This is a genomic window from Pseudomonas shirazensis (genome assembly GCF_050496565.1).
GTDB classification, from domain to species: domain Bacteria; phylum Pseudomonadota; class Gammaproteobacteria; order Pseudomonadales; family Pseudomonadaceae; genus Aquipseudomonas; species Aquipseudomonas shirazensis_A.
Window position 1 is genome coordinate 235,576 of sequence record NZ_JBNWAE010000009.1, and the last position, 21,040, is coordinate 256,615.

Consider the following 21,040-nt stretch of genomic DNA (forward strand, 5'->3'; position numbering starts at 1 on the left):
TGGAAAAATAATGTCCACATATTAACAGGCCTGGTACGGCCCACGCATGAGGCGCTCCCTGTCTCATCCTCTTACAACAGCACAGGTCAGTCGAAATTGCCGTGCAGCTGGTGGATCTGCCGGCGCTGTTTCTTGTTGGGCCGACCATCGGTCGTCATCCCCAGGGCGCCATCCTTGCGCTGCTGCGCCGCTTGCTCGCGGCGGCGAATGCTCTCTTCGGTTTCGCCGTACAGCAGCTGCGCCTCAGGCGCCCCGCGGCGGACCACCGACAGCGCCTTGACGACGATGGTGCGCTCGTCGAAACCGGTGCGCAGGACGAACTCGTCGCCCACCCGTGGCTCCTTGCCGGGCTTGCAGCGCTCGCCGCGGCAGTGCACCTTGCCGCTTTCGATGGCCGCCTTGGCCAGTGCGCGGGTCTTGTAGAAGCGCGCGGCCCACAGCCATTTGTCCAGGCGCACCTTGTCGTCTTCTTCCGGCTTTTGTGCCATCTCTTTACCTCGAATTCTGTCTTTAACCGAACTGTACTACCGTCACTGACGGATGCAAAAATTCTGCGCGGTGCTTAAAGTTCACCACCTTATCCCCAGGGTGTGATTAGTGAAGACATTTGACCATCTGAGTGTGATCGGCCTGCGCGAGTGGGTGGCGCTGCCCGAGCTCGGGCTGGCCGGCCTGCGCGCCAAGATCGACACCGGCGCCAGCACCTCGAGCCTGCACGCTACCGATGTCGAGCCGTTTGAACGCGACGGTGAGCAGTGGGTCCGATTTACTGCACACCTCGGCTCTGTGGTGCAGCTGCGCCATCGCCGCTGTGAAGCACCACTGGTGACCATGAAAAGCATCAAGAGCTCCAACGGCCATGCCCAGGTCCGCTATGTGATCCGCACGCCGCTGGCGCTGGGAGACCGGGTCTGGGAGGTTGAATTCACTTTGGCCTGCCGCAAGGCCATGCGTTATCGCTTGTTGCTCGGTTCCAAGGCATTGATCCACGGCCAACTGGTGGTGGACCCAAGCTCGAAATACGTTCAGGACAAACCGGCCTTTCCGGTCAACCCTCTCCCTGTCACAGGTGCTGCATGAAGATCGCTGTGCTGTCGCGGAACCCGCGTCTGTATTCCACCCGCCGCCTGGTCGAAGCCGGTACCCAGCGCGGCCACGAGATGGTTGTGATCGATACCCTGCGTGCCTACATGAACATCGCCAGCCACAAGCCGCAGATCCACTACCGCGGGCGGCCGCTGGAGGGTTTTGATGCGGTGATCCCGCGGATCGGCGCGTCCGTCACCTTCTATGGCTGCGCGGTGCTGCGCCAGTTCGAGATGATGGGCGTCTATCCGCTCAACGAATCGGTGGCAATTGCCCGCTCGCGGGACAAGCTGCGCTCGTTGCAGCTGCTGTCGCGGCGCGGTATCGGCCTGCCGATTACCGGCTTTGCCCACTCGCCGGACGATATCCCCGACCTGATACAGATGGTCAACGGCGCGCCCCTGGTGATCAAAGTGCTGGAAGGCACCCAGGGCATTGGCGTGGTGCTGTGCGAAACCACCCAGGCCGCCGAATCGGTGATCGAGGCGTTCATGGGCCTGAAGCAGAACATCATGGTTCAGGAATACATCAAGGAGGCCGGCGGCGCCGATATCCGCTGCTTCGTGGTTGGCGACAAGGTGATTGCCTCGATGAAGCGTCAGGCCAAGCCGGGTGAGTTCCGTTCCAACCTGCATCGCGGTGGCGTTGCCAGCCTGATCAAGATCACCCCGGAAGAGCGCATCACTGCAATTCGTGCGGCCAAGGTCATGGGGCTGAGCGTGGCTGGGGTCGATATCCTGCGCTCCAACCATGGGCCGCTGGTGATGGAGGTGAATTCATCTCCAGGGCTGGAAGGGATTGAGGTCACTACCAGCAAGGACGTTGCCGGGATGATCATCGAGCATCTGGAGAAGAACGGCGGGCCGAATCAGACTCGGACCAAGGGTAAGGGCTGATATTGCCGGGGCCGCTCTGCGGCCCAATCCGACCGGTCCGGCGCCCCGGCAAGGCCGCTCCTACAGGGGACCGCGTACCATCGCCATACGCGGTCAACTGTAGGAGCGGCCTTGTGTCGCGAAAGGGCCGCAGAGCGGCCCCCGACAATCACACAGCATTACGCGGCAACAGCAACCCCAACGGCAACCGCACCCGCGCTTCAATACCCCCACCGGAACGGTTACGCAGCTCGACATTGCCCCCATGCTGCGCCGCAATCCGCTTGACGATGGCCAGCCCCAGCCCCGTACCCTTACCCCCCCGCGCACGGTCGCCCCGAATGAACGGGTTGAAGATAGTCTCCAGCTCCGACTCATCAATCCCCGCGCCGCGGTCGAGCACGCTCAACACCACATACGGCGCACTGTCATCGCCCGACACATAAGCCGCTACTTCAACGCCCTGCCCCGCATGGTGCAAGGCATTGCCGATCAGGTTGCCGAGCATGCGCTTGAGCGAGACCCGGCGCAGCGGGAATGGCGGAATCGGCTCCAGGCACAAGCGCACGCGCTCTTCCGGCTGGTTGTACGGCGCAACCACCTCACGCACCAGGTCGGAGAAGTCGATCTCTTCGAGCGGCTCGTCACGGCCATCGCGGATAAACGCCAGAAACTGATCGAGAATCGCGTCCATGTCTTCGATGTCGCGGACCATGTCGTCGGTCAGGTCGTTGTCGTTGTCCATCAGTGACAGCGACAGGCGCAAGCGCGTCAGCGGCGTGCGCAGGTCATGCGAGACCCCCGCCAGCATCAGCTCACGCTCGCGCCCGGCCTGTTCGACGTCTTCGGCCATCTGGTTGAACGAGCGGTAAACCTCGGCCATCTCGCTTGGCGTGTCGCTGACCGGCAAGCGCACACTGCGCCCCTGGCCAAGCTGACGGGCGGCAAACACCAGGCGCTTGAGCGGCTGATTGAGCTGACGGACGAAGATCCACGCCGACGCTGTCGACAGCAAACCAATGGCCAGGAACCAGCCGAGTACGTTCCAGATCTTCTGCCCACGCAACGGGTGCGGGTACAGCGGCACCTTCAGCCAGCCCGGGCCCAGGCTCGGCGCGTTGACCCACAGCGCCGGCGGCGCATGCACGCGCAGGCGCACTTCGGTGTCTTCGCCCAGCTCGGCCTGCATCTGCCGTTGATAGATTTCGCTGTACGGCCAATGTTGCTCGCCTTCCGGCACGCCGGCCCCGGTAACCCGGATCAGGCCGGCCGCTTCGGCGATCTTCTCGCGGTTTTCTTCATCGGCTGCCCAATAGGCGCGCAAGGTCAGGGCCACGCCGTGGCTGTACTGACGGTCGACCAGCACGTCTTCGTTCATCAGCAGGTAGACCAGGGTCAGCGCCTTGGAGAACAGCACGACGATAAGCACCAGCCACAGGGTGCGGGCGAAGAAGCTTTGCGGGAACCAAACAGGGGTTTTCATCGAGGACATCTACTGCAGAGCGGGCGCGAGCAGAGCCCGCCAGATTGCCGGCTGGCCACAGATGCAAACAGGGCGGCCCGTTCGGGTCGCCCTGCAGCATTGTGGCAAGCCTGCAGACTCATTTGCCGGCGTTTCCGTCCGGCACGAACACGTAGCCCACGCCCCAGACGGTCTGGATATAGCGCGGCTTGGACGGGTCCGGTTCGATCATGCGGCGCAAGCGCGAGATCTGCACGTCGATGGAGCGCTCCAGCGCATCCCACTCGCGGCCGCGGGCCAGGTTCATCAGCTTGTCGCGGGTGAGCGGCTCGCGGGCGTGCATCACCAGCGCCTTGAGCACGGCGAATTCGCCGGTGGTAAGCATGTGCACTTCGTTGCCGCGCTTGAGCTCGCGGGTGGCCAGCGACAGCTCGTAGTCACCGAAGGTCACCGTCTCGTCTTCGCTGCCAGGCGCACCCGGCACCGGCGCCGACTGACGGCGCAGCACGGCCTTGACCCGCGCCATCAGCTCGTCGGGGTTGAACGGCTTGGCCAGGTAATCATCGGCGCCCAGCTCCAGGCCTTTGATCCGGCTCAACTCGTCGCCCTTGGCGGTAAGCATGATGATCGGGATCTGGTTGTTCGCTGCGCGCAGGCGGCGGCAGGCGGACAAGCCGTCTTCGCCGGGCAGCATCAGGTCGAGGACAACCAGGTTGAACACCTCACGGGCCAGCAGCCGGTCCATCTGTTCGACGTTGGGTACTGCCCGGGTGCGGTAGCCCTTGCTGGTGAAAAAACGCTCCAGCAGGCTGCTGAGCCCCGGATCGTCGTCGACGATGAGAATCTTGTCACCTTCAACTGTGTTAGGCGTGCTGGTCATCAATAACTCCTCTGAGATCGCTGCGCATTATGGCGTAGCCATTGCAGCGCGTGCCGTGTGCATTGTTAGCAGATTTTTCCCCCGGCGCCACTTCCACGCGGCCGCCGATGGCTCGGCGCTATCACCGCAAGCCCGACGCGATGGGTATAATGCGCGCCTTTCACCCAGCGCCGCCGGGCACGAATGCCCACCTGCGGCCTCCAGTATTCACATATTGTCAGGTGGTTTTCATGGACAGCATCAACAGCCGTATTGCCGCAGAACTCGGCGTTCGCCCGCAACAGGTCGAGGCGGCCGTGGCCCTGTTGGACGAAGGCTCGACGGTGCCCTTCATCGCCCGTTACCGCAAGGAAGTCACCGGCAGCCTCGACGACACCCAGCTGCGCCACCTGGATGAGCGCCTGCGCTACCTGCGCGAGCTGGATGATCGCCGCGCGAGCATCCTTGCCAGCATCGACGAGCAAGGCAAGCTGACCCCGGAGCTGGCCCGCGAGATCAAGCTGGCCGACACCAAGACCCGCCTCGAAGACTTGTACCTGCCGTACAAGCAAAAGCGCCGCACCAAGGGCCAGATCGCCCTCGAAGCCGGCCTCGGCGAGCTGGCCGACGGCCTGTTCAACGACCCGCAGCTGACCCCGGAAAGCGAAGCCGCGCGCTTCGTCGATGCCGACAAGGGCGTAGCCGACGTCAAGGCCGCGCTGGAAGGCGCCAAGTACATCCTCATGGAGCGCTTCGCCGAAGACGCCGGCCTGCTGGAAAAACTGCGCAGCTACCTCAAGCAGGAAGCCGTGCTCAGTGCCCGCCTGGTGCCTGGCAAGGAAGAGGAAGGCGCCAAGTTCCGCGATTACTTCGACCATGACGAGCTGCTGCGCACCGCGCCGTCGCACCGTGCGCTGGCGATCTTCCGTGGCCGCAACGAGGGCGTACTCAGCGCCGCGCTTAAAGTCGGCGAAGAGCTGCCGGGCACCCTGCACCCGTGCGAGCTGATGATCGGCCAGCACTTCGGCGTGGAAAACCGCGCCCGCCCGGCCGACAAATGGCTCGGCGAAGTGGTGCGCTGGACCTGGAAGGTCAAGCTCTACACCCACCTGGAAACCGACCTGTTCGGCGAGCTGCGGGAAGCCGCCGAGAGCGAAGCGATCAACGTCTTCGCGCACAACCTGCACGACCTGCTGCTGGCTGCCCCGGCAGGCCCGCGCACGACCCTGGGCCTCGACCCTGGCCTGCGTACCGGCTGCAAGGTCGCCGTGGTGGACGCCACCGGCAAGCTGCTCGACACCGCCACGGTTTACCCGCACGTGCCGCGCAACGACTGGGACCGCACCATCGCCGTGCTCGCCGCGCTGTGCGCCAAGCACTCGGTGGAACTGATCGCGATCGGTAACGGCACCGCCAGCCGCGAGACCGACAAGCTCGCTGCCGAGCTGATCAAAAAATACCCAGCACTGAAGATGACCAAGGTGATGGTGTCCGAAGCCGGCGCTTCGGTGTACTCCGCCTCGGAGCTGGCAGCGCGCGAGTTCCCGGACCTGGACGTATCGATCCGCGGCGCGGTGTCGATTGCCCGACGCCTGCAGGACCCGCTCGCCGAGTTGGTCAAGATCGACCCGAAATCGATCGGCGTCGGCCAGTACCAGCATGATGTCTCGCAGCTCAAGCTCGCCCGCGGCCTTGATGCGGTGGTGGAAGACTGCGTGAACGCCGTCGGCGTCGACGTCAACACCGCCTCGGTGGCGCTGCTCACGCGCATCTCTGGCCTGAACGCGACCCTGGCGCAGAACATCGTCGCCCACCGCGACGCCAATGGCCCGTTCGCCACCCGCGCAGCGCTGAAAAAGGTCAGCCGCCTCGGCGAAAAAACCTTCGAACAGGCCGCCGGCTTCCTCCGTGTGATGAACGGCGACAACCCGCTGGACGCCTCCGCCGTGCACCCGGAAGCCTACCCGCTGGTGCAGCGGATTGCCGCCGGCACCGACCGCGACATCCGCTCGCTGATCGGCGACAGCGCCTTCCTCAAGCGCCTCGACCCGAAAAACTTCACCGACGAGACCTTCGGCCTGCCGACCGTCACCGACATCCTGCAAGAGCTGGACAAGCCCGGCCGTGACCCGCGCCCGGAGTTCAAGACCGCCTCGTTCCAGGACGGCGTCGAAGAGCTCAAGGACCTCGAGCCTGGGATGATCCTCGAAGGCGTGGTCACCAACGTCACCAACTTCGGTGCCTTCGTCGACATCGGCGTGCATCAGGACGGCCTGGTGCACATCTCGTCGCTGTCGGAGAAGTTCATCAAGGACCCGCGTGAAGCGGTCAAGGCCGGCGACGTGGTCAAGGTCAAGGTGATGGAGGTGGATATCCCGCGCAAACGTATCGCCCTGTCGATGCGCATGGGCGACACCCCCGGCGAGAAGGTCGAAGGCAACCGCGGTGGTGGCCGGGCAAATGGCGGCAACCGCCCGCAGCAGCCCGCGCGCCCGCGTGAAACGGCCACGGTCGCGCCAGCCAACAACGCCATGGCTTCGCTGTTCGCCAATGCCAAGCAGTTGAAGAAGAAATGACCGACCTGCCCAGCGAATACGTCGAAAGCGCCTTCAGCCAGTTGCTTGGCTGCCGCCTGCAGCGCCTTGAGGAGGGTGTTGCGACGGTAGCCCTGACGCTGACGCCACAGCTGCGTAACCGCGGCCAGAAGCTGCACGGCGGGGCGATCTTCAGCCTGGTCGACATCGCCATGGGCCTGGCCTGCTCGGCCAGCCATGGCTTTGACCAGCAAAGCGTGACCATCGAGTGCAAGATCAACTACATGCGCGCGGTCAGCGATGGTGAGGTGTTATGTACCGCGCGCGTGCTGCACGCGGGCCGGCGCACGCTGGTGGTCGACGCCGACGTAGTCCAAGACGACAAACTGGTTGCGAAAGCTCAGGGAACCTTCGCGGTTCTCTAGCTCACAAAGCGCTATCTGCGGTATTTTTCGGCAGTGTGATGGCACTGCCGAAACCGCGTAACCAGGCGACAACGCCAGTTCCTTTGTCCCTACCCTTGTAGACCGTCATTTCTACCCCCATATTGGGGCGACTGACGCGTGAAGGAATACATCTTGAGCGAACTCCTCAACAGCCGCCTGAGCCTGCTCAGTGCCAATCTCCCCTTGCTCAAGCAGTGCCTGCACGGTATTGAGCGCGAATGCCTGCGCGTGACCGATCAAGGTCGCCTGGCCCAGACCCCTCATCCCGAGGCCCTGGGATCGGCGCTGACCAACGAGCAGATCACCACCGATTATTCCGAATCGCTGCTGGAGTTCATTACTCCGGCGCTGGCCGACCCGGCTGCGGTGCTGGATAACCTCGAAGAGGTGCATCGCTTCGTCCAGTCCAAGCTGGGCAACGAATACCTGTGGAGCCCGTCGATGCCCTGCGCATTGCCGGCCGAAGAGGATATTCCGATCGGCTATTACGGCACCTCCAATATCGGCCAGCTCAAGTACGTCTACCGCAAGGGCCTGGCCCTGCGTTACGGCCGCACCATGCAGTGCATTGCCGGTATTCACTACAACTTCTCGCTGCCCGAGGCGCTGTGGCCCTTGCTGCGCGAAAAGGAAGGCGGCGCCGACAGCGATCGTGACTTCCAGTCGGCGGCGTACATCGCCCTGATTCGTAACTTCCGCCGCTACAGCTGGCTGCTGATGTACCTGTTCGGCGCTTCGCCGGCGCTGGACGCAGGCTTCATGCGCGGCCGTGCGCATCAGCTCGAACAGCTCGACCCCGACACCTTGTACCTGCCCTACGCGACCAGCCTGCGCATGAGCGACCTGGGTTACCAGAGCAACGCCCAGGCCGGCCTGACGCCTTGCTACAACGACCTCGCCAGCTACACCGACAGCCTGCGCAAGGCGGTCGGCACGCCGTACCCGCCGTACGTCGAGATCGGCACGCACAAGGATGGCGAGTGGGTCCAGCTCAACACCAATATTCTGCAGATTGAAAACGAGTACTACTCGAACATCCGCCCCAAGCGCGTGACCTACACCGGCGAGCGGCCGATCCAGGCGCTGGCTTCGCGTGGCGTGCAGTACGTCGAAGTGCGCTGCCTGGACATCAACCCGTTCCTGCCGGTCGGTATCGACCTGCAGCAGTCGCGCTTCCTCGATGCATTCCTGCTGCTGTGCGCGCTGGACGACAGCCCGCAGCTGAGCAACGGCGAATGCGGCCAGTGCACCAGCAACTTCCTCAGCGTGGTTAAGCAAGGCCGCAAGCCAGGCCTGGAGCTGCAGCGCAATGGCCAACCGGTGACGCTCAAGGACTGGGCTGGCGAGTTGCTCGAGCGTATCGCGCCGCTGGCCGCGTTGCTCGATCAGGCCAACGGCGGTGACGCCCACGCCAAAGCGGTTGAAGCGCAGCAGGCCAAGGTCGACGACCCCGAGCTGACCCCATCGGCGCAGGTGCTGGCGCGCATGACCGAGCACGATGAGAGCTTTGTCGAGTTCTCCATGCGTCAGAGCCGTCTGCATGCCGAAACCTTCCGCGAGCAACCGTTGAGCCCCGAGCGCCAGCAAGCCTTCGAGACGCTGGCACGCGAGTCGCTGGCCGAGCAGGCGCGCCTGGAGCAGGACGAAGTCGGTGATTTCGACCTGTTCGTCGGTGCCTACCAGGCCAGCATCCTGGCCATCAGCAACTGATGACCCGCACGCCCACACCACGCAAGCCGCGCGCCAGCAGCCAGGCCAGGATCGTCACGATTCTGGCGGCAGCCCGCGAGTTGCTTGCGGCGCACGGTGTGGCCGGGCTGTCGATCTACAGCGTGGCCGAGCACGCGCAGATCCCGCCGTCGTCGGTGTACCACTTCTTTGCCAGCGTACCGGCCCTGCTCGAAGCGCTGACGGCGGATGTGCACCGGGCCTTTCGCGAGGCACTGCGCGCGCCGATCGACAGTAGCGCGCTGACCACCTGGCATGACCTGTCGCGGCTGATCGAGCAACGTATGTTGGAGATCTATCAGGAGGATGCCGCAGCGCGGCAGTTGATTCTGGCCCAGCATGGCTTGAGCGAAGTGACCCAGGCGGATCGCAAGCATGATCTGGAGCTGGGCGAGCTGATGCACAAGCTGTTCGATCAGCATTTTCAGTTACCGGCAATGCCGCACGACGTCGATGTGTTTGCCCTGGCGATGGAGCTGAGCGACCGGGTCTATGCCCGCTCGGTGCAGTTGCATGAGCAGATCACCCCGCGTATGGCCGAGGAAGGCAAGCGGGTCTGTGATGCGTATCTGGGGTTGTATTTGCCGCTATTTCTGCCTAAACGCTGATAGTTTTGGGGCCGCTGCGCAGCCCTTCGCGGGTGAACCCGCTCCCACAGGTTCAGGCGACGCTGCAAACCTTGTGGGAGCGGGCTTGCCCGCGAAGGCCGCAAAGCGGCCCCAAAACACCAACAATCATCACAGCTTGGCGATAGACACTTCGGTCGATTTGACGAAGGCAATCACTTCACTGCCCACCTGCAGTTCCAACTCTTTTACCGAGCGCGTGGTGATCACCGAGGTGACTACACCGGAGGCGGTCTGCACGTCGATTTCCGACAGTACCGGACCTTCGAGGATTTCTTTCACAGTGCCTTTGAACTGGTTGCGGACGTTGATCGCTTTGATAGTCATGGAGTGATTCCTTTGTGCTGGTTTCAGGGGTTCAGTGAGCCCAACGCAACTGCGTGGGCAAAGGTGCTACAGGGTCCGGCTCGGGCGCAGCGCCCGGTACAGACAAAACGCGGTTGAGAACTTCGCTTTCCAGGGCAGCCAGGCGATGCGAGCCGCGCACCCGGGGCCTGGCCAGCTCGACGTTGAGGTCGAGGCCGACCGCGCCGTCTTCAATCAGGATCACCCGGTCGGCCACGGCAACCGCCTCGCTGACGTCATGGGTGACCAGCAGCACGGTGAAGCCATGCTGGCGCCACAGGCGTTCGATCAGTTGCTGCATCTCGATCCGGGTCAGCGCATCGAGCGCGCCGAGCGGCTCGTCGAGCAGCAGCAGGCGCGGCTGGTGAATCAGCGCGCGGGCCAGCGCTACACGCTGCTTCTGCCCGCCCGATAACGCCGCTGGCCACTCATTGGCGCGGTCGGCCAGGCCGACGGCTTCCAGTGCGTCCAGCGCCTTCTGCCGCCAGTCGCCCTTGAGGCCAAGGCCGACGTTGTCGATGACCTTTTTCCAGGGCAGCAAGCGCGCGTCCTGGAACATCAAGCGGGTTTCTTCGCGGGCATCGGCCAGCGGCGCAGCACCGGCCAGCAACTGACCGCCCGTAGGCTGGTCGAGGCCCGCCAACAAGCGCAGCAAGGTGCTCTTGCCGCAGCCACTGCGGCCCACGATGGCGACGAACTGCCCGGCCGGAATGTGCAGGTCGATACCACGCAGTACTTCACGCTGGCCAAAGGTCTTGCGTACATCCTGGGTGGCCAGCGGGATGCCACGCAGCAAGCGCGGCGGTTGTTCCTTGAGCACGGTCATGCGCCCTCCTTCTTGGCCACTTGATAGGCCGGGTGCCAGCGCAGCCAAGCGCGTTCCAGGCCGCGAGCGGCGAGGTCAGCGAGCTTGCCGAGCACGGCGTAGAGCACAATTGCCAGTACCACCACGTCGGTTTGCAGAAACTCCCGAGCGTTCATTGCCAGGTAACCAATGCCGGCGTTGGCCGAGATGGTTTCGGCGACGATCAAGGTCAGCCACATGAAACCCAGGGCGAAGCGCACACCGACCAGAATCGACGGCAGCGCACCCGGCAGGATCACCTGGCGGAACAGGCTGAAGCCGGACAGGCCGTAGCTGCGGGCCATTTCCACCAAGGCCGGGTCAACGTTGCGGATGCCGTGGTAGGTGTTCAGGTAGATCGGGAACAGCGTGCCCAGCGCGACCAGAAAGATCTTCGCCGACTCATCGATACCGAACCACAGGATCACCAGTGGGATCAGCGCCAGGTGCGGCACGTTACGGATCATCTGCACCGAGCTATCGAGCAGGCGTTCGCCCCAGTTCGACAGACCGGTGATAAAGCCCAGCACCAGGCCGATGCTGCCGCCGATGGCAAAACCCAGCCCCGCACGCCAGCCGCTGATGGCCAGGTGAGTCCAGATCTCGCCGCTGCGCACCAGCTCGACACCGGCGCTGACCACTGCGCTGGGTGCCGGCAGGATGCGCGTCGACAGCCAGCCAGCGCTGACCGCCAGCTGCCAGATCGCCAGCAGCAGTACCGGCAGTGCCCAGGGGGCCAGGCGCTGAGCCAAGGTGGATGAGGTTGCACGACTCATGGTCCGGTCCTCAGCTCTGCGACACGGACTTGGGCAGGATGTCGTTGGCGACCATCTCGCCAAACGGGCTCACATAGCCGCCCGCTTTCGGTTGCTCCGGGCGTTGTACGTTCAGGTGCGGGAACAGCAGCTCGGCAACGCGGTATGACTCTTCCAGATGCGGGTAGCCAGAGAAGATGAAGGTGTCGATACCCAGCGCGGCGTATTCCTTGACCCGCGCTGCCACGGTCGGGCCATCGCCGACCAGCGCAGTACCAGCGCCGCCGCGGACCAGACCAACCCCGGCCCACAGGTTGGGGCTGACTTCAAGGTTGTCGCGGCTGCCGCCGTGCAGGGCGGCCATGCGTTGCTGGCCTACCGAGTCGAAGCGCGCCAGCGAGGCCTGGGCACGGGCAATGGTGGCGTCGTCCAGGTGCGAAATCAGCTTGTCGGCGGCGGCCCAGGCTTCTTCGTTGGTTTCTCGAACGATCACATGCAGGCGGATGCCGAAGCGTACTTCGCGGCCTTGCGCGGCAGCCTTCTCGCGCACCTGGGCGATTTTCTCGGCCACTGCTGCAGGCGGTTCGCCCCAGGTCAGGTACAGCTCGACCTGCTCGGCAGCCAGGTCCTGCGCGGCCTCCGAAGAGCCGCCGAAGTACAGTGGCGGACGCGGTTGCTGGATCGGTGGGTAGAGCAGCTTGGCGCCCTTGACCTGAATGTGTTTGCCTTCGTAGTCGACGTTTTCGCCTTCGAGCACTTTGCGCCAGATGCGGGTGAACTCGACCGAGGCTTCATAGCGCTCCTGGTGGTTCAGGTGCAAGCCATCGCCGGCCAGTTCGTCCGGGTCACCGCCAGTGACCAGGTTGAACAGCGCACGGCCGTTGGACAGGCGATCCAGCGTGGCTGCCTGACGCGCCGCTACGGTCGGCGAGATGATGCCGGGGCGCAGCGCGACCAGAAATTTCAGGTTCTGTGTGACCGGGATCAGCGACGCAGCCACCAGCCAGGAGTCTTCGCAGGAGCGTCCGGTCGGGATCAGCACACCGCCGAAACCAAGGCGATCCGCCGCCTGGGCAATCTGTTGCAGGTAACCGTGGTCGACCGCACGGGCGCCATCGGAAGTACCCAGGTACTTGCCGTCACCGTGGGTTGGAAGGAACCAGAAAATATTAAGGCTCACTGGAGTTGTCTCCTCAAGGGTGGCTCAAGCCGGAGCGGCGCCCCGGCGCAGGCAGATCAATCAAGGCGCAGTTGCGACCTTGGCCGGGGGTGTCCAGATCACGTCCTTGATGCTCAGCGGCTTGGGGATCAGCTTGAGCGCCTGGAAGGTGTCGGCAATTTTCTGTTGTGCCGCGACCACTTCAGGGGTCAGCGGCGCTGCGCCGTAGCCCTGACGCTTGACCGAGGTCAGGGTGATGTCAGCCGGCAGGCCAAGCAGCGGTGCGACCTGATCGGTGACTTCCTGCGGGTTGGCCTGGGACCACTGACCGACGGCGCGGACTTCTTCGATCAAGGTGTTGATCACGGCAGGGTGCTGGGTCGCATAGTCGCGAGTCGCCAGGTAGAACTGGTGATTGTCGACCAGACCTTTGCCGTCACGCAGAGTGCGCGCCTGCAATTGCTGCTCGGCGGCCGCCTGGTACGGGTCCCAGATCACCCAGGCGTCGACGCTGCCACGTTCGAACGCGGCGCGGGCATCGGATGGCGGCAGGTAAACCGGTTGGATATCGCTGTACTTGAGGCCGGCATCTTCCAGCGCACGCACCAGCAGGTAGTGCACGTTGGAGCCTTTGTTGAGGGCGACTTTCTTGCCTTTGAGGTCTTTTACCGACTGTACCGTGGAGCCCTTCGGCACCAGGATCGCTTCGCTGTGCGGGGCTGGTGGCTCGTAGGCAACGTAGAGCAGATCGGCGCCAGCGGCCTGGGCAAACACCGGCGGCGTTTCGCCAGTCACGCCAAAGTCGATCGAGCCGACGTTGAGCCCTTCGAGCAGCTGCGGGCCGCCGGGGAACTCGGTCCACTGCACCTGAATGCCTTGCTCGGCCAGGCGCTTTTCCAGCGTGCCCTTGGCCTTGAGCAGCACCAGCGTGCCGTATTTCTGATAACCGATGCGCAGGCTCTCGGCCTGGGCTTGAGTAATGGCGCCGAAGGATACAGCCGCCGCAAACAGGGCGACCAGACCGCGACGCAAGAAGACTGTGCGCATGGCGCTCTCCAAGACGTATAGGGTTCGGGTTGCACCTGCTTGCCTCGTTGACGGGCGAGTAAGGTGGAAAAACGTGTGGCTTCAGATGCTCCAGCGAGCACTGATCAAGCGTTCATTGAGCACGCCGGGGGCGACCGGTTGTGGCCGGCGGACCAAGGCGCTGTGAAACGTGTCGAGCGAGTCCAGCAGGCGCGCTTCGAGGCTGGCCGCGAGCTGCGCCGGGGTGCTGCCTTCGCCGTAGGCGATCTGGCTGTCGTCGGCGAAGATCCCTTGCAGGGTCTCTTGCGCCTTGAGTGCCGACAGCACCGGTTTGAGGGCGTAGTCCACCGCCAGCATGTGGGCGATGCTGCCGCCGGTTGCGATTGGCAGTACCACTTTGTGTTCCAGGGCGCGCTCGGGCAGCAGATCGAGTAGGGTCTTCAGGGCGCCGGCAAACGACGCCTTGTACACCGGGGTGGCGACGATCAGGCCATCGGCCTGCGCTACCAGCTGCTGAAAGTGCTGCACTTGCGGGCTGTCGAAGCGCGCATGGAGGAGGTCTTCGGCGGCAAACTCGCGGACCTGAAAGGTCACGACCTCGACCCCGCGCTCTTGCAGCCACTGGCGTGAACGCTCCAGCAACACGCCGGAGCGGGAACGGGTACTTGGGCTACCACCTACCGAGACAACCAACATGAGCAACGCTTCCTTCGATTCGTGGCGGGGCCTGTTCAGTAGTGCTCCCGCTTGATGTAAGTGACCTTAACAGCAGTTCATATATATCTATAAATCATATTTTTTCATTTGTTTATTCTTTTTGGTTACATATAAATCAGTTGCCCCTACTGGGGCCGCTGCACGGCCCTTCGCGGGCAAGCCCGCTCCCACAGGGTTTTGCAGCGCCGCCGTAACCTGTGGGAGCGGGTTCACCGGGACGCCGGACCGCCGCGAAGGGCCGCAAAGCGGCCCCAATAGCTAAATCACAAGCATAAAAAAGGGCCGCATGAGCGGCCCGAAGATCCCTGCTTGGCTAAGAGCATGTGCAACGAGGATTCGATATTCAGCGGTTGGGCTGCGGCGTCAGGCGCAGGTAGGGCTTCACGGCGCGGTAGCCTTTGGGGAAGCGCTCCTTGATTTCAGCTTCATCCTTGAGCGAAGGCACGATCACTACTTCGTCGCCGTCCTGCCAGTTGCCTGGCGTGGCGACCTTGTAGTTGTCGGTCAGCTGCAGCGAGTCGATCACCCGCAGGATTTCGTTGAAATTACGCCCGGTACTGGCCGGATAGGTAATGGTCAGGCGCACCTTCTTGTTCGGGTCGATGACGAACAGCGAGCGCACGGTAAGGGTGTCGTTGGCGTTAGGGTGGATCAGGTCATACAGGTCGGAGACCTTGCGATCGGCATCGGCAATGATCGGGAAGTTGACCACGGTGTTCTGAGTTTCGTTGATGTCATCGATCCACTTGTGGTGCGAATCGACCGGATCGACCGACAGCGCGATGGCCTTGACCCCGCGCTTGGCGAAGTCGTCCTTGAGCTTGGCGGTCAGGCCCAGCTCAGTGGTGCACACCGGGGTGAAGTCGGCAGGGTGCGAGAACAGCACGCCCCAGCTATTGCCCAGCCACTCGTGGAAGCGAATCTTGCCTTCGCTGGAATCCTGTTCGAAATCGGGGGCGATGTCGCCGAGTTTGAGGCTCATGGTGCGGCTCCTGTGTCTGCGTTATGGGTCCAATGTGCCTGCAATCCAAAAAGATTAAAAAGAATAAATATCGATTTATTTATAACCAAATTGCATTTCAAATTGCAGGCACAAAAAAGCCTCGCACTAGGCGAGGCTTCTCTGGGTACAGCTACGACTTACTTGAAAGCGTAAGTGTAGTTGACGATGAAGCGAGTCTGGTCCTGGTCAGCCAGCGAGCTGGTGCCAGTGCCGCGGTACATACCGTGACGCAGGGTAGCGCCCAGGCCTTTCAGGGTGCCTTGCTGGATCACGTAGTCGATCCGGGCGTCGCGTTCCCATTCAGAGAAGGTGCCGTTGCCGTTGGCGTTGCGGCCATCTTCACCACGCAGGTACGAAACCGATGCCTTCAGGCCTGGCACGCCAAGGCGCGCGAAGTCGTAGGAGTACTGACCGAAGGTGGTGTTTTCACCGGCCTTGGCGAACTGGTTGATCATGCTGTCGGTGAACAGGTAGAAGCTTGCGCCACCTGCGCCTTCCGGACGGCCATTGCCATCACGTACCGAACCTTGGTTCAGCCAGACGAAACCGCCGTCATCGCTGACGCGTTGATGACCGAGCAAGAAGGCATGACCACCCAGGGTGTAGGTGAACATCGCGGACCAGGTCTTGTTGTCGACCTCGCCCACGTTCTTGGCGTAGCCACCGTTGTTGTTGAAGTTGTAACCACCGCCGTTGCCGTTCTTGCCGTCGCTGCTGCTGTCGAAGTAGCGCAGGTCGGTTTTGAACGACTGGTCGTCAGCGATCTTGAAGACGTGAGTCGCGCCCAGGAAGTGCTGCTTGTAGAAGTCTTCCAGGTTCGAGTAGTAGTACTGCAGGGTCAGGTCTGGGGTGAGCTTGTAGTCCAGGCCACCGTAGCGGAACTTGTTGCTGTCAGCAGTAGCACCGTTGACCGACAGGCCAGTCCGGTTGCTGGACGCACGGCCCATGGCGTGAGTCATCTGACCGGCGTTGATGGTCAGGTTGTCGATTTCCTTGGAGGAAATGGTGGCACCTTCGAAGGTCTGCGGCAGCAGACGGCCATCGTTGGCAACCAGGATCGGCAAGGCTGGCGCCAGCGCGCTACCGAAGTGAGCTTCGGTCTTGGAGAAACGAGCCTTGGCGTTAGCGCCGAAGCGTGCCCATTGCTTCTCGGACGAACCGTCGGAGTCGCTTGGGAAGAAGCTGCTGTTATCAGGGTGGTAGCCACGGCCGCCGTCCAGGTGGATGCCCCACAGCGCCTGAGCATCTACACCAAAACCAACGGTGCCTTCGGTGAAGCCGGAGATGTAGTCGAGCTTGAAGCCCTGGCCAGACTCACGGTTGTCAGCACCGCCATCACGGTTGTCGTTGTTGAAGTACATGGTACGCGAGCTTACGGACAGCTTGCTGTCCTCGACGAAGCCAGCAGCACCTGCTTGTTGGGCGAGAACCCCCAGTGCCACGGCCAGAGCCAGGCTTGACTTGTACATGTTTTGCTCCTCTACGTTCTAATTTTTGTATATCAGTGGCGGCGAGGTCTGTTGCCTCACTCACCATGGACTGGCGATTTAGTCGCTGAGCGTGACCGTCCAGTCAATCATTTCCGAACGTTTCACGACGAAGGTCTAAGCCGCCACCCTGGGCTACAGGATAATGACAATCCTATAAATCCAAAATGACTGTTTTATGAATTGCTAAGACTATTGCGGCATATCATAGGAACCTTTACTACCATTTGCGGTATCGGCAGGGGCCCTTAAGAGCTTTAGGTTATTTGCAAACGTTTGCTCATAACCTTATTTCCTTTTGCTCTAGGCCGGGGAAGCGTAGCAGTGAACGGTCTTTACGCCAGTTAGATTGCTGGGCCCGCCTTGCGGGCCTTTCGCGACACAAGGCCGCTCCTACAGAGGACCGCGAAAATGCCCGAGCCTTGCGCTGATCAGGGTAGGAGCGGCCTCGTGTCGCGATAGGGGCGCGCAGCGCCCCCAAAAGGCACCTAAGCTAATGCCAAAAGGTTATTTATTTCAATATTCTTAGATCATTTAGTCTTCTCGCCATCAACTACCCAGATTGCTGACGAGAGGCAAACCCATGATCCCGCACGCTCCGCTGCGCCTGTTCGCCGCCCTGACCCTCGCCAGCAGCAGCTGGTTGGCCCAGGCCGCCGACCTCACTGTCGCCTACCAGACCACCGTCGACCCAGCCAAGGTCGCCCAGGTCGATGGCGCCTACGAAAAAGCCAGCAAGGCCGATATCGACTGGCGCAAATTCGATAACGGCGCTGACGTAATCACCGCCGTGGCATCAGGCGATGTACAGATCGGCTACCTCGGCTCCAGCCCGCTGGCCGCAGCCGCCACCCGCAAGCTGCCGGTCGAAACCTTTTTGATCGCCACCCAGATCGGCGCCGGTGAAGCGCTGGTTGCACGCGACAGCATCAAGACCCCGCAGGACCTGATCGGCAAAAAGGTCGCCGTACCGTTCGTTTCGACCGGCCACTACAGCCTGCTCGCTGCGCTCAAAGCGTGGAACATCGACCCGTCCAAGGTGCAGATCCTCAACCTCGCGCCACCAGCCATCATCGCCGCCTGGAAGCGTGGCGATATCGACGCCACCTATGTCTGGGACCCAGCCCTGGGCGTCGCCAAAGAGAACGGCAAGGTGCTGATCACCTCCGGCGAGCTGGCACAAAAAGGCGCGCCAACCTTCGACGCCTGGATCGTGCGCAAAGACTTCGCCGCCAAGCATCCGGACGTAGTCAAAGCCTTTGCCAAGGTCACCCTGGATGCCTACGCCAACTACCGCAAGGACCCGGCAGCCTGGCTGGCCAACCCGGACAACGTCGCCAAACTGGCCAAGCTCTCGGGCGCCAAGAGCAGCGATATCCCGGTGCTGCTGCAAGGCAACGTCTACCCACTGGCCGCCGACCAGGCCAGCGCCCTCGGCGCGCCGACCACCCAGGCCCTGAGCAACACCGCAGCCTTCCTCAAGGAGCAAGGCAAGGTCGACGCCGTGCTGCCTGACTATGCCCCATACGTCACCGCCAAATACCTGCCCAACTGATCCGGAGCCCGTCATGGCCTTGCTCGAGCTGGAGCGCATCAGCGCACAGTACCCCGGCGCCGACACCCCGGTGCTGGCCGATATCAACCTGAGCCTGGGCCCGCGCCAGCTGCTGGTGGCCCTTGGGCCATCGGGCAGCGGCAAGACCTCGCTGCTCAACCTGATCGCCGGCTTCGTGCCGCCCAGCGCTGGCCGTATCAGCCTCGACGGCGTGCCGGTGCAAGGCCCGAGTGCCGAGCGCGGCGTGGTGTTTCAGGACGACGCCCTACTGCCTTGGCAGAACGTACTCGGCAACGTCGCCTTCGGCCTCGAGCTGGCCGGCGTAAGCCGTGCCGAGCGCGAAGCCAAGGCCCGCGAAATGCTTGCCCTGGTCGATCTGGCAGGTTTCGCCGAACGACGCATCTGGCAGCTTTCGGGCGGCCAGAAGCAGCGCGTCGGCCTGGCCCGTGCCCTGGCTGCCAATCCGCGTGTGCTGTTGATGGACGAACCGTTCGGCGCCCTCGATGCGTTTACCCGCGAGCAGATGCAGGAGTTGTTGCTGCAGGTCTGGCAGCGCACCGCCAAGCCGGTGTTCCTGATTACCCATGACATCGAAGAAGCAGTGTTTCTCGCCAGCGAACTGGTACTGCTGGCGCCCAACCCAGGACGTGTCGTCGAACGGCTGCAACTGGACTTCGGCCAACGCTATGCCGCCGGTGAATCGGCGCGGGCGATCAAGTCCGACCCGCGCTTTATCGAAACCCGCGAACACGTGCTGGCGAGAGTCTTCTCGCAACGCGAAGACGCCCGCCGGGAGCACTCAGCATGAGCACTGTCGACCTGCCGCTGGCAGCCAAACCGGCCAGCCTCAAACCGCTGTCGCGCAAGCCACTGTCGACCCGCTGGATCAGCGCCCTGACCCTGGCCAGCCTGTTGCTGCTGTGGTGGGCGGTGACCGCCGCCGAGCTGGTCGAACCGCTGTTTCTGCCACCACCGGCAGACATCCTCGGCAAGGCCTGGGTGCTGCTGACCCAGGGCTACATGGACGCAAGCCTGTGGCAGCACCTGGGCGCAAGCCTTGGGCGCATCGGCCTGGCGCTCGGCGCGGCCATCCTCACGGCGATCCCGATCGGTATTGCCATTGGCTCCAACCGCATTGCCCGGGGCATTTTTGACCCGCTGATCGAGTTCTACCGGCCGATCCCGCCGCTGGCCTATCTGCCGCTGATCGTGATCTGGTGCGGCATTGGTGAGCTGTCCAAGGTGCTGTTGATCTATCTGGCGATCTTCGCACCGATAGCCATCGCCACCGCTACCGGCGTGCGCACCGTCGACCCGGCCAAACTGCGCGCCGCGCAGTCGCTGGGCGCCAGCAAAGCCCAACTGATTCGCCATGTGATATTGCCCAGCGCCCTGCCCGACATCCTCACCGGCGTGCGTATCGGCCTGGGCGTGGGCTGGTCGACCCTGGTTGCTGCGGAATTGATCGCGGCCACCAGCGGCCTCGGCTTCATGGTCCAGTCGGCGGCGCAGTTTCTGGTCACCGACGTGGTGGTGCTGGGGATTCTGCTGATCGCCCTGATCGCCTTTGCCCTGGAAATGGGCCTGCGCGCCCTGCAACGCAAGCTGGTGCCCTGGCACGGCCAGAGCCACTGATCACGACTGACCACGCCGGCACTCCGGCGCCTGACATAGAGACTGCCATGAGCCTGACCATCACTCCGTTAAGCCCGGCCCTCGGCGCGCAGATCACTGGCGTCGACATCAGCCGTGAGATCACTGCCGAACAACGCAACGCCATCGAGCAGGCACTGCTCAAGCATCAGGTGCTGTTCTTCCGCGAGCAGCCGCTCAGCCCGCAGCAGCAAGCCCGCTTCGCTGCGCGTTTTGGCGACCTGCATATCCACCCGATCTACCCCAATGTGCCGGAAACGCCACAAGTGCTGATCCTCGACACCGCCGTCACCGACGTGCGCGACAATGCCGTGTGGCACACCGACGTGACCTTCCTGCCGACCCCGGCGCTGGGCGCGGTACTGAGTGCCAAGCAATTGCCGGCCTATGGCGGCGATACCTTGTGGGCCAGTGGCGTGGCGGCATTCGAGGGTTTGTCGGCGCCACTACGGACGATGCTCGACGGCCTCACCGCCACCCATGACTTCACCAAGTCATTCCCGCTGGAGCGCTTCGGCACCACTGCCGAAGACCTTGCCCGCTGGGAAGCGACCCGGCGCAACAACCCGCCGCTGACGCACCCTGTGGTGCGTACGCATCCGGTCAGCGGGCGCAAGGCGTTGTTCGTCAATGAAGGGTTTACCACGCGGATCAACGAGCTCAACGAACAGGAAAGCGAGGCCCTGCTCAAGCTGCTGTTTGCCCATGCGATCCGGCCGGAGTACAGCATCCGCTGGCGCTGGCAGGAAAACGACGTGGCCTTTTGGGACAACCGCGTCACCCAGCATTACGCCGTCGATGACTACCGCCCGCAGCGGCGGGTCATGCACCGCGCCACCATCCTTGGCGACGCGCCGTTCTAGCAAAGGCAAGGGGCTGC

General features: G+C 63.0%; 21 protein-coding genes. 10 read left to right on the forward strand and 11 right to left on the reverse strand.

Going from position 1 to position 21,040, the window contains the following annotated elements; all coding sequences use genetic code 11:
- Window positions 1-86: 86 nt before the first annotated feature.
- The gene (locus ACQZ2L_RS15505) at window positions 87-488 is read right to left on the reverse strand and encodes an RNA-binding S4 domain-containing protein (protein ID WP_430326852.1); all 402 of its coding nucleotides are present in this window, start codon (window positions 486-488) and stop codon (window positions 87-89) included.
- Between the two features lie 142 nt (window positions 489-630).
- On the opposite strand from ACQZ2L_RS15505, the gene ACQZ2L_RS15510 reads away from it, so the two are divergent.
- The gene (locus ACQZ2L_RS15510; RefSeq protein ID WP_314875494.1) at window positions 631-1,080 is read left to right on the forward strand and encodes an ATP-dependent zinc protease; all 450 of its coding nucleotides are present in this window, start codon (window positions 631-633) and stop codon (window positions 1,078-1,080) included.
- Entirely contained in the window at window positions 1,077-1,982 is a 906-nt protein-coding gene (gene rimK, locus ACQZ2L_RS15515) for a 30S ribosomal protein S6--L-glutamate ligase (protein WP_314874798.1), read from the forward strand. Before ACQZ2L_RS15510 ends, rimK begins: the two co-directional genes overlap by 4 nt.
- A 148-nt stretch (window positions 1,983-2,130) precedes the next feature.
- Here the strand turns inward: rimK and ACQZ2L_RS15520 are convergent, their stop codons facing one another.
- The gene (locus ACQZ2L_RS15520) at window positions 2,131-3,444 is read right to left on the reverse strand and encodes an ATP-binding protein (protein WP_178080802.1); all 1,314 of its coding nucleotides are present in this window, start codon (window positions 3,442-3,444) and stop codon (window positions 2,131-2,133) included.
- A 118-nt stretch (window positions 3,445-3,562) separates the two neighbouring features.
- Complete coding sequence (gene ompR / locus ACQZ2L_RS15525; RefSeq protein WP_103435320.1) at window positions 3,563-4,303, reverse strand: two-component system response regulator OmpR; 741 nt, start codon at window positions 4,301-4,303, stop codon at window positions 3,563-3,565.
- A gap of 230 nt (window positions 4,304-4,533) precedes the next feature.
- On the opposite strand from ompR, the gene ACQZ2L_RS15530 reads away from it, so the two are divergent.
- From ACQZ2L_RS15530 to ACQZ2L_RS15545, 4 genes are all read left to right on the forward strand, one after another.
- Window positions 4,534-6,858: a Tex family protein gene (locus tag ACQZ2L_RS15530; protein ID WP_430326853.1), complete on the forward strand. Its 2,325-nt coding sequence runs from the start codon at window positions 4,534-4,536 to the stop codon at window positions 6,856-6,858.
- Window positions 6,855-7,241, forward strand: coding sequence for a PaaI family thioesterase (locus ACQZ2L_RS15535; protein ID WP_314874808.1), 387 nt, complete (start codon window positions 6,855-6,857; stop codon window positions 7,239-7,241). Before ACQZ2L_RS15530 ends, ACQZ2L_RS15535 begins: the two co-directional genes overlap by 4 nt.
- Before the next feature lie 153 nt (window positions 7,242-7,394).
- Window positions 7,395-8,972: a glutamate--cysteine ligase gene (gene gshA, locus ACQZ2L_RS15540; RefSeq protein WP_430326854.1), complete on the forward strand. Its 1,578-nt coding sequence runs from the start codon at window positions 7,395-7,397 to the stop codon at window positions 8,970-8,972.
- Window positions 8,972-9,598: a TetR/AcrR family transcriptional regulator gene (locus ACQZ2L_RS15545; protein WP_312387853.1), complete on the forward strand. Its 627-nt coding sequence runs from the start codon at window positions 8,972-8,974 to the stop codon at window positions 9,596-9,598. Before gshA ends, ACQZ2L_RS15545 begins: the two co-directional genes overlap by 1 nt.
- A gap of 129 nt (window positions 9,599-9,727) precedes the next feature.
- On the opposite strand, the gene ACQZ2L_RS15550 is transcribed toward ACQZ2L_RS15545, so the two are convergent.
- The 8 genes from ACQZ2L_RS15550 to ACQZ2L_RS15585 all read right to left on the reverse strand — a co-directional run bounded on the left by ACQZ2L_RS15550 (window position 9,728) and on the right by ACQZ2L_RS15585 (window position 16,934).
- On the reverse strand, window positions 9,728-9,943 hold the full coding sequence (locus ACQZ2L_RS15550; protein ID WP_101322556.1) for a TOBE domain-containing protein: 216 nt from the start codon (window positions 9,941-9,943) through the stop codon (window positions 9,728-9,730).
- A 31-nt stretch (window positions 9,944-9,974) separates the two neighbouring features.
- Window positions 9,975-10,787 carry an aliphatic sulfonates ABC transporter ATP-binding protein gene (gene ssuB / locus ACQZ2L_RS15555; RefSeq protein ID WP_430326856.1) on the reverse strand — a complete coding sequence of 271 codons (813 nt, stop codon included), beginning with the start codon at window positions 10,785-10,787 and terminating at the stop codon, window positions 9,975-9,977.
- Window positions 10,784-11,581 carry an aliphatic sulfonate ABC transporter permease SsuC gene (gene ssuC, locus ACQZ2L_RS15560; RefSeq protein WP_101322558.1) on the reverse strand — a complete coding sequence of 266 codons (798 nt, stop codon included), beginning with the start codon at window positions 11,579-11,581 and terminating at the stop codon, window positions 10,784-10,786. The genes ssuB and ssuC overlap by 4 nt, the downstream gene beginning before the upstream one ends.
- Before the next feature lie 10 nt (window positions 11,582-11,591).
- Entirely contained in the window at window positions 11,592-12,740 is a 1,149-nt protein-coding gene (gene ssuD / locus ACQZ2L_RS15565; protein ID WP_430326857.1) for an FMNH2-dependent alkanesulfonate monooxygenase, read from the reverse strand.
- A 60-nt stretch (window positions 12,741-12,800) separates the two neighbouring features.
- On the reverse strand, window positions 12,801-13,766 hold the full coding sequence (locus ACQZ2L_RS15570; protein WP_314874821.1) for a sulfonate ABC transporter substrate-binding protein: 966 nt from the start codon (window positions 13,764-13,766) through the stop codon (window positions 12,801-12,803).
- Between the two features lie 81 nt (window positions 13,767-13,847).
- The gene (gene ssuE, locus ACQZ2L_RS15575) at window positions 13,848-14,441 is read right to left on the reverse strand and encodes an NADPH-dependent FMN reductase (RefSeq protein WP_430326858.1); all 594 of its coding nucleotides are present in this window, start codon (window positions 14,439-14,441) and stop codon (window positions 13,848-13,850) included.
- A 364-nt stretch (window positions 14,442-14,805) separates the two neighbouring features.
- Entirely contained in the window at window positions 14,806-15,444 is a 639-nt protein-coding gene (locus ACQZ2L_RS15580; protein WP_101322562.1) for a peroxiredoxin, read from the reverse strand.
- 158 nt (window positions 15,445-15,602) lie between these two features.
- A complete protein-coding gene (locus ACQZ2L_RS15585) occupies window positions 15,603-16,934 on the reverse strand; it encodes an OprD family porin (protein WP_430326859.1) in 1,332 nt (443 codons plus the stop codon).
- Window positions 16,935-17,535: 601 nt separating this feature from the next.
- On the opposite strand from ACQZ2L_RS15585, the gene tauA reads away from it, so the two are divergent.
- From tauA to tauD, 4 genes are read left to right on the forward strand one after another with little or no spacing between them, the layout of a single operon-like run.
- Window positions 17,536-18,507 (forward strand): taurine ABC transporter substrate-binding protein, encoded by a 972-nt coding sequence (gene tauA / locus ACQZ2L_RS15590; protein WP_430326860.1) that lies wholly within the window; start codon window positions 17,536-17,538, stop codon window positions 18,505-18,507.
- 13 nt (window positions 18,508-18,520) lie between these two features.
- Complete coding sequence (tauB, locus tag ACQZ2L_RS15595; protein WP_101322565.1) at window positions 18,521-19,315, forward strand: taurine ABC transporter ATP-binding subunit; 795 nt, start codon at window positions 18,521-18,523, stop codon at window positions 19,313-19,315.
- Complete coding sequence (tauC, locus tag ACQZ2L_RS15600) at window positions 19,312-20,142, forward strand: taurine ABC transporter permease TauC (RefSeq protein WP_430326861.1); 831 nt, start codon at window positions 19,312-19,314, stop codon at window positions 20,140-20,142. Before tauB ends, tauC begins: the two co-directional genes overlap by 4 nt.
- A gap of 47 nt (window positions 20,143-20,189) precedes the next feature.
- Window positions 20,190-21,023 (forward strand): taurine dioxygenase, encoded by an 834-nt coding sequence (gene tauD, locus ACQZ2L_RS15605; RefSeq protein ID WP_430326862.1) that lies wholly within the window; start codon window positions 20,190-20,192, stop codon window positions 21,021-21,023.
- Window positions 21,024-21,040: the final 17 nt, after the last annotated feature.

What these genes read in the sequence shown, in the direction of transcription:
- ACQZ2L_RS15505 (WP_430326852.1), bottom strand. Translation starts at nt 488, where the DNA reads ATGGCACAAAAGCCGGAAGAAGACGACAAGGTGCGCCTGGACAAATGG.
- ACQZ2L_RS15550 (WP_101322556.1), bottom strand. Translation starts at nt 9,943, where the DNA reads ATGACTATCAAAGCGATCAACGTCCGCAACCAGTTCAAAGGCACTGTG.
- ACQZ2L_RS15520 (WP_178080802.1), bottom strand. Translation starts at nt 3,444, where the DNA reads ATGAAAACCCCTGTTTGGTTCCCGCAAAGCTTCTTCGCCCGCACCCTG.
- tauA (WP_430326860.1), top strand. Translation starts at nt 17,536, where the DNA reads ATGATCCCGCACGCTCCGCTGCGCCTGTTCGCCGCCCTGACCCTCGCC.
- ompR (WP_103435320.1), bottom strand. Translation starts at nt 4,303, where the DNA reads ATGACCAGCACGCCTAACACAGTTGAAGGTGACAAGATTCTCATCGTC.
- tauB (WP_101322565.1), top strand. Translation starts at nt 18,521, where the DNA reads ATGGCCTTGCTCGAGCTGGAGCGCATCAGCGCACAGTACCCCGGCGCC.
- ACQZ2L_RS15570 (WP_314874821.1), bottom strand. Translation starts at nt 13,766, where the DNA reads ATGCGCACAGTCTTCTTGCGTCGCGGTCTGGTCGCCCTGTTTGCGGCG.
- ACQZ2L_RS15535 (WP_314874808.1), top strand. Translation starts at nt 6,855, where the DNA reads ATGACCGACCTGCCCAGCGAATACGTCGAAAGCGCCTTCAGCCAGTTG.
- ACQZ2L_RS15530 (WP_430326853.1), top strand. Translation starts at nt 4,534, where the DNA reads ATGGACAGCATCAACAGCCGTATTGCCGCAGAACTCGGCGTTCGCCCG.
- ssuC (WP_101322558.1), bottom strand. Translation starts at nt 11,581, where the DNA reads ATGAGTCGTGCAACCTCATCCACCTTGGCTCAGCGCCTGGCCCCCTGG.
- rimK (WP_314874798.1), top strand. Translation starts at nt 1,077, where the DNA reads ATGAAGATCGCTGTGCTGTCGCGGAACCCGCGTCTGTATTCCACCCGC.
- ACQZ2L_RS15585 (WP_430326859.1), bottom strand. Translation starts at nt 16,934, where the DNA reads ATGTACAAGTCAAGCCTGGCTCTGGCCGTGGCACTGGGGGTTCTCGCC.
- ACQZ2L_RS15545 (WP_312387853.1), top strand. Translation starts at nt 8,972, where the DNA reads ATGACCCGCACGCCCACACCACGCAAGCCGCGCGCCAGCAGCCAGGCC.
- tauC (WP_430326861.1), top strand. Translation starts at nt 19,312, where the DNA reads ATGAGCACTGTCGACCTGCCGCTGGCAGCCAAACCGGCCAGCCTCAAA.
- ssuB (WP_430326856.1), bottom strand. Translation starts at nt 10,787, where the DNA reads ATGACCGTGCTCAAGGAACAACCGCCGCGCTTGCTGCGTGGCATCCCG.
- ACQZ2L_RS15580 (WP_101322562.1), bottom strand. Translation starts at nt 15,444, where the DNA reads ATGAGCCTCAAACTCGGCGACATCGCCCCCGATTTCGAACAGGATTCC.
- tauD (WP_430326862.1), top strand. Translation starts at nt 20,190, where the DNA reads ATGAGCCTGACCATCACTCCGTTAAGCCCGGCCCTCGGCGCGCAGATC.
- ssuE (WP_430326858.1), bottom strand. Translation starts at nt 14,441, where the DNA reads ATGTTGGTTGTCTCGGTAGGTGGTAGCCCAAGTACCCGTTCCCGCTCC.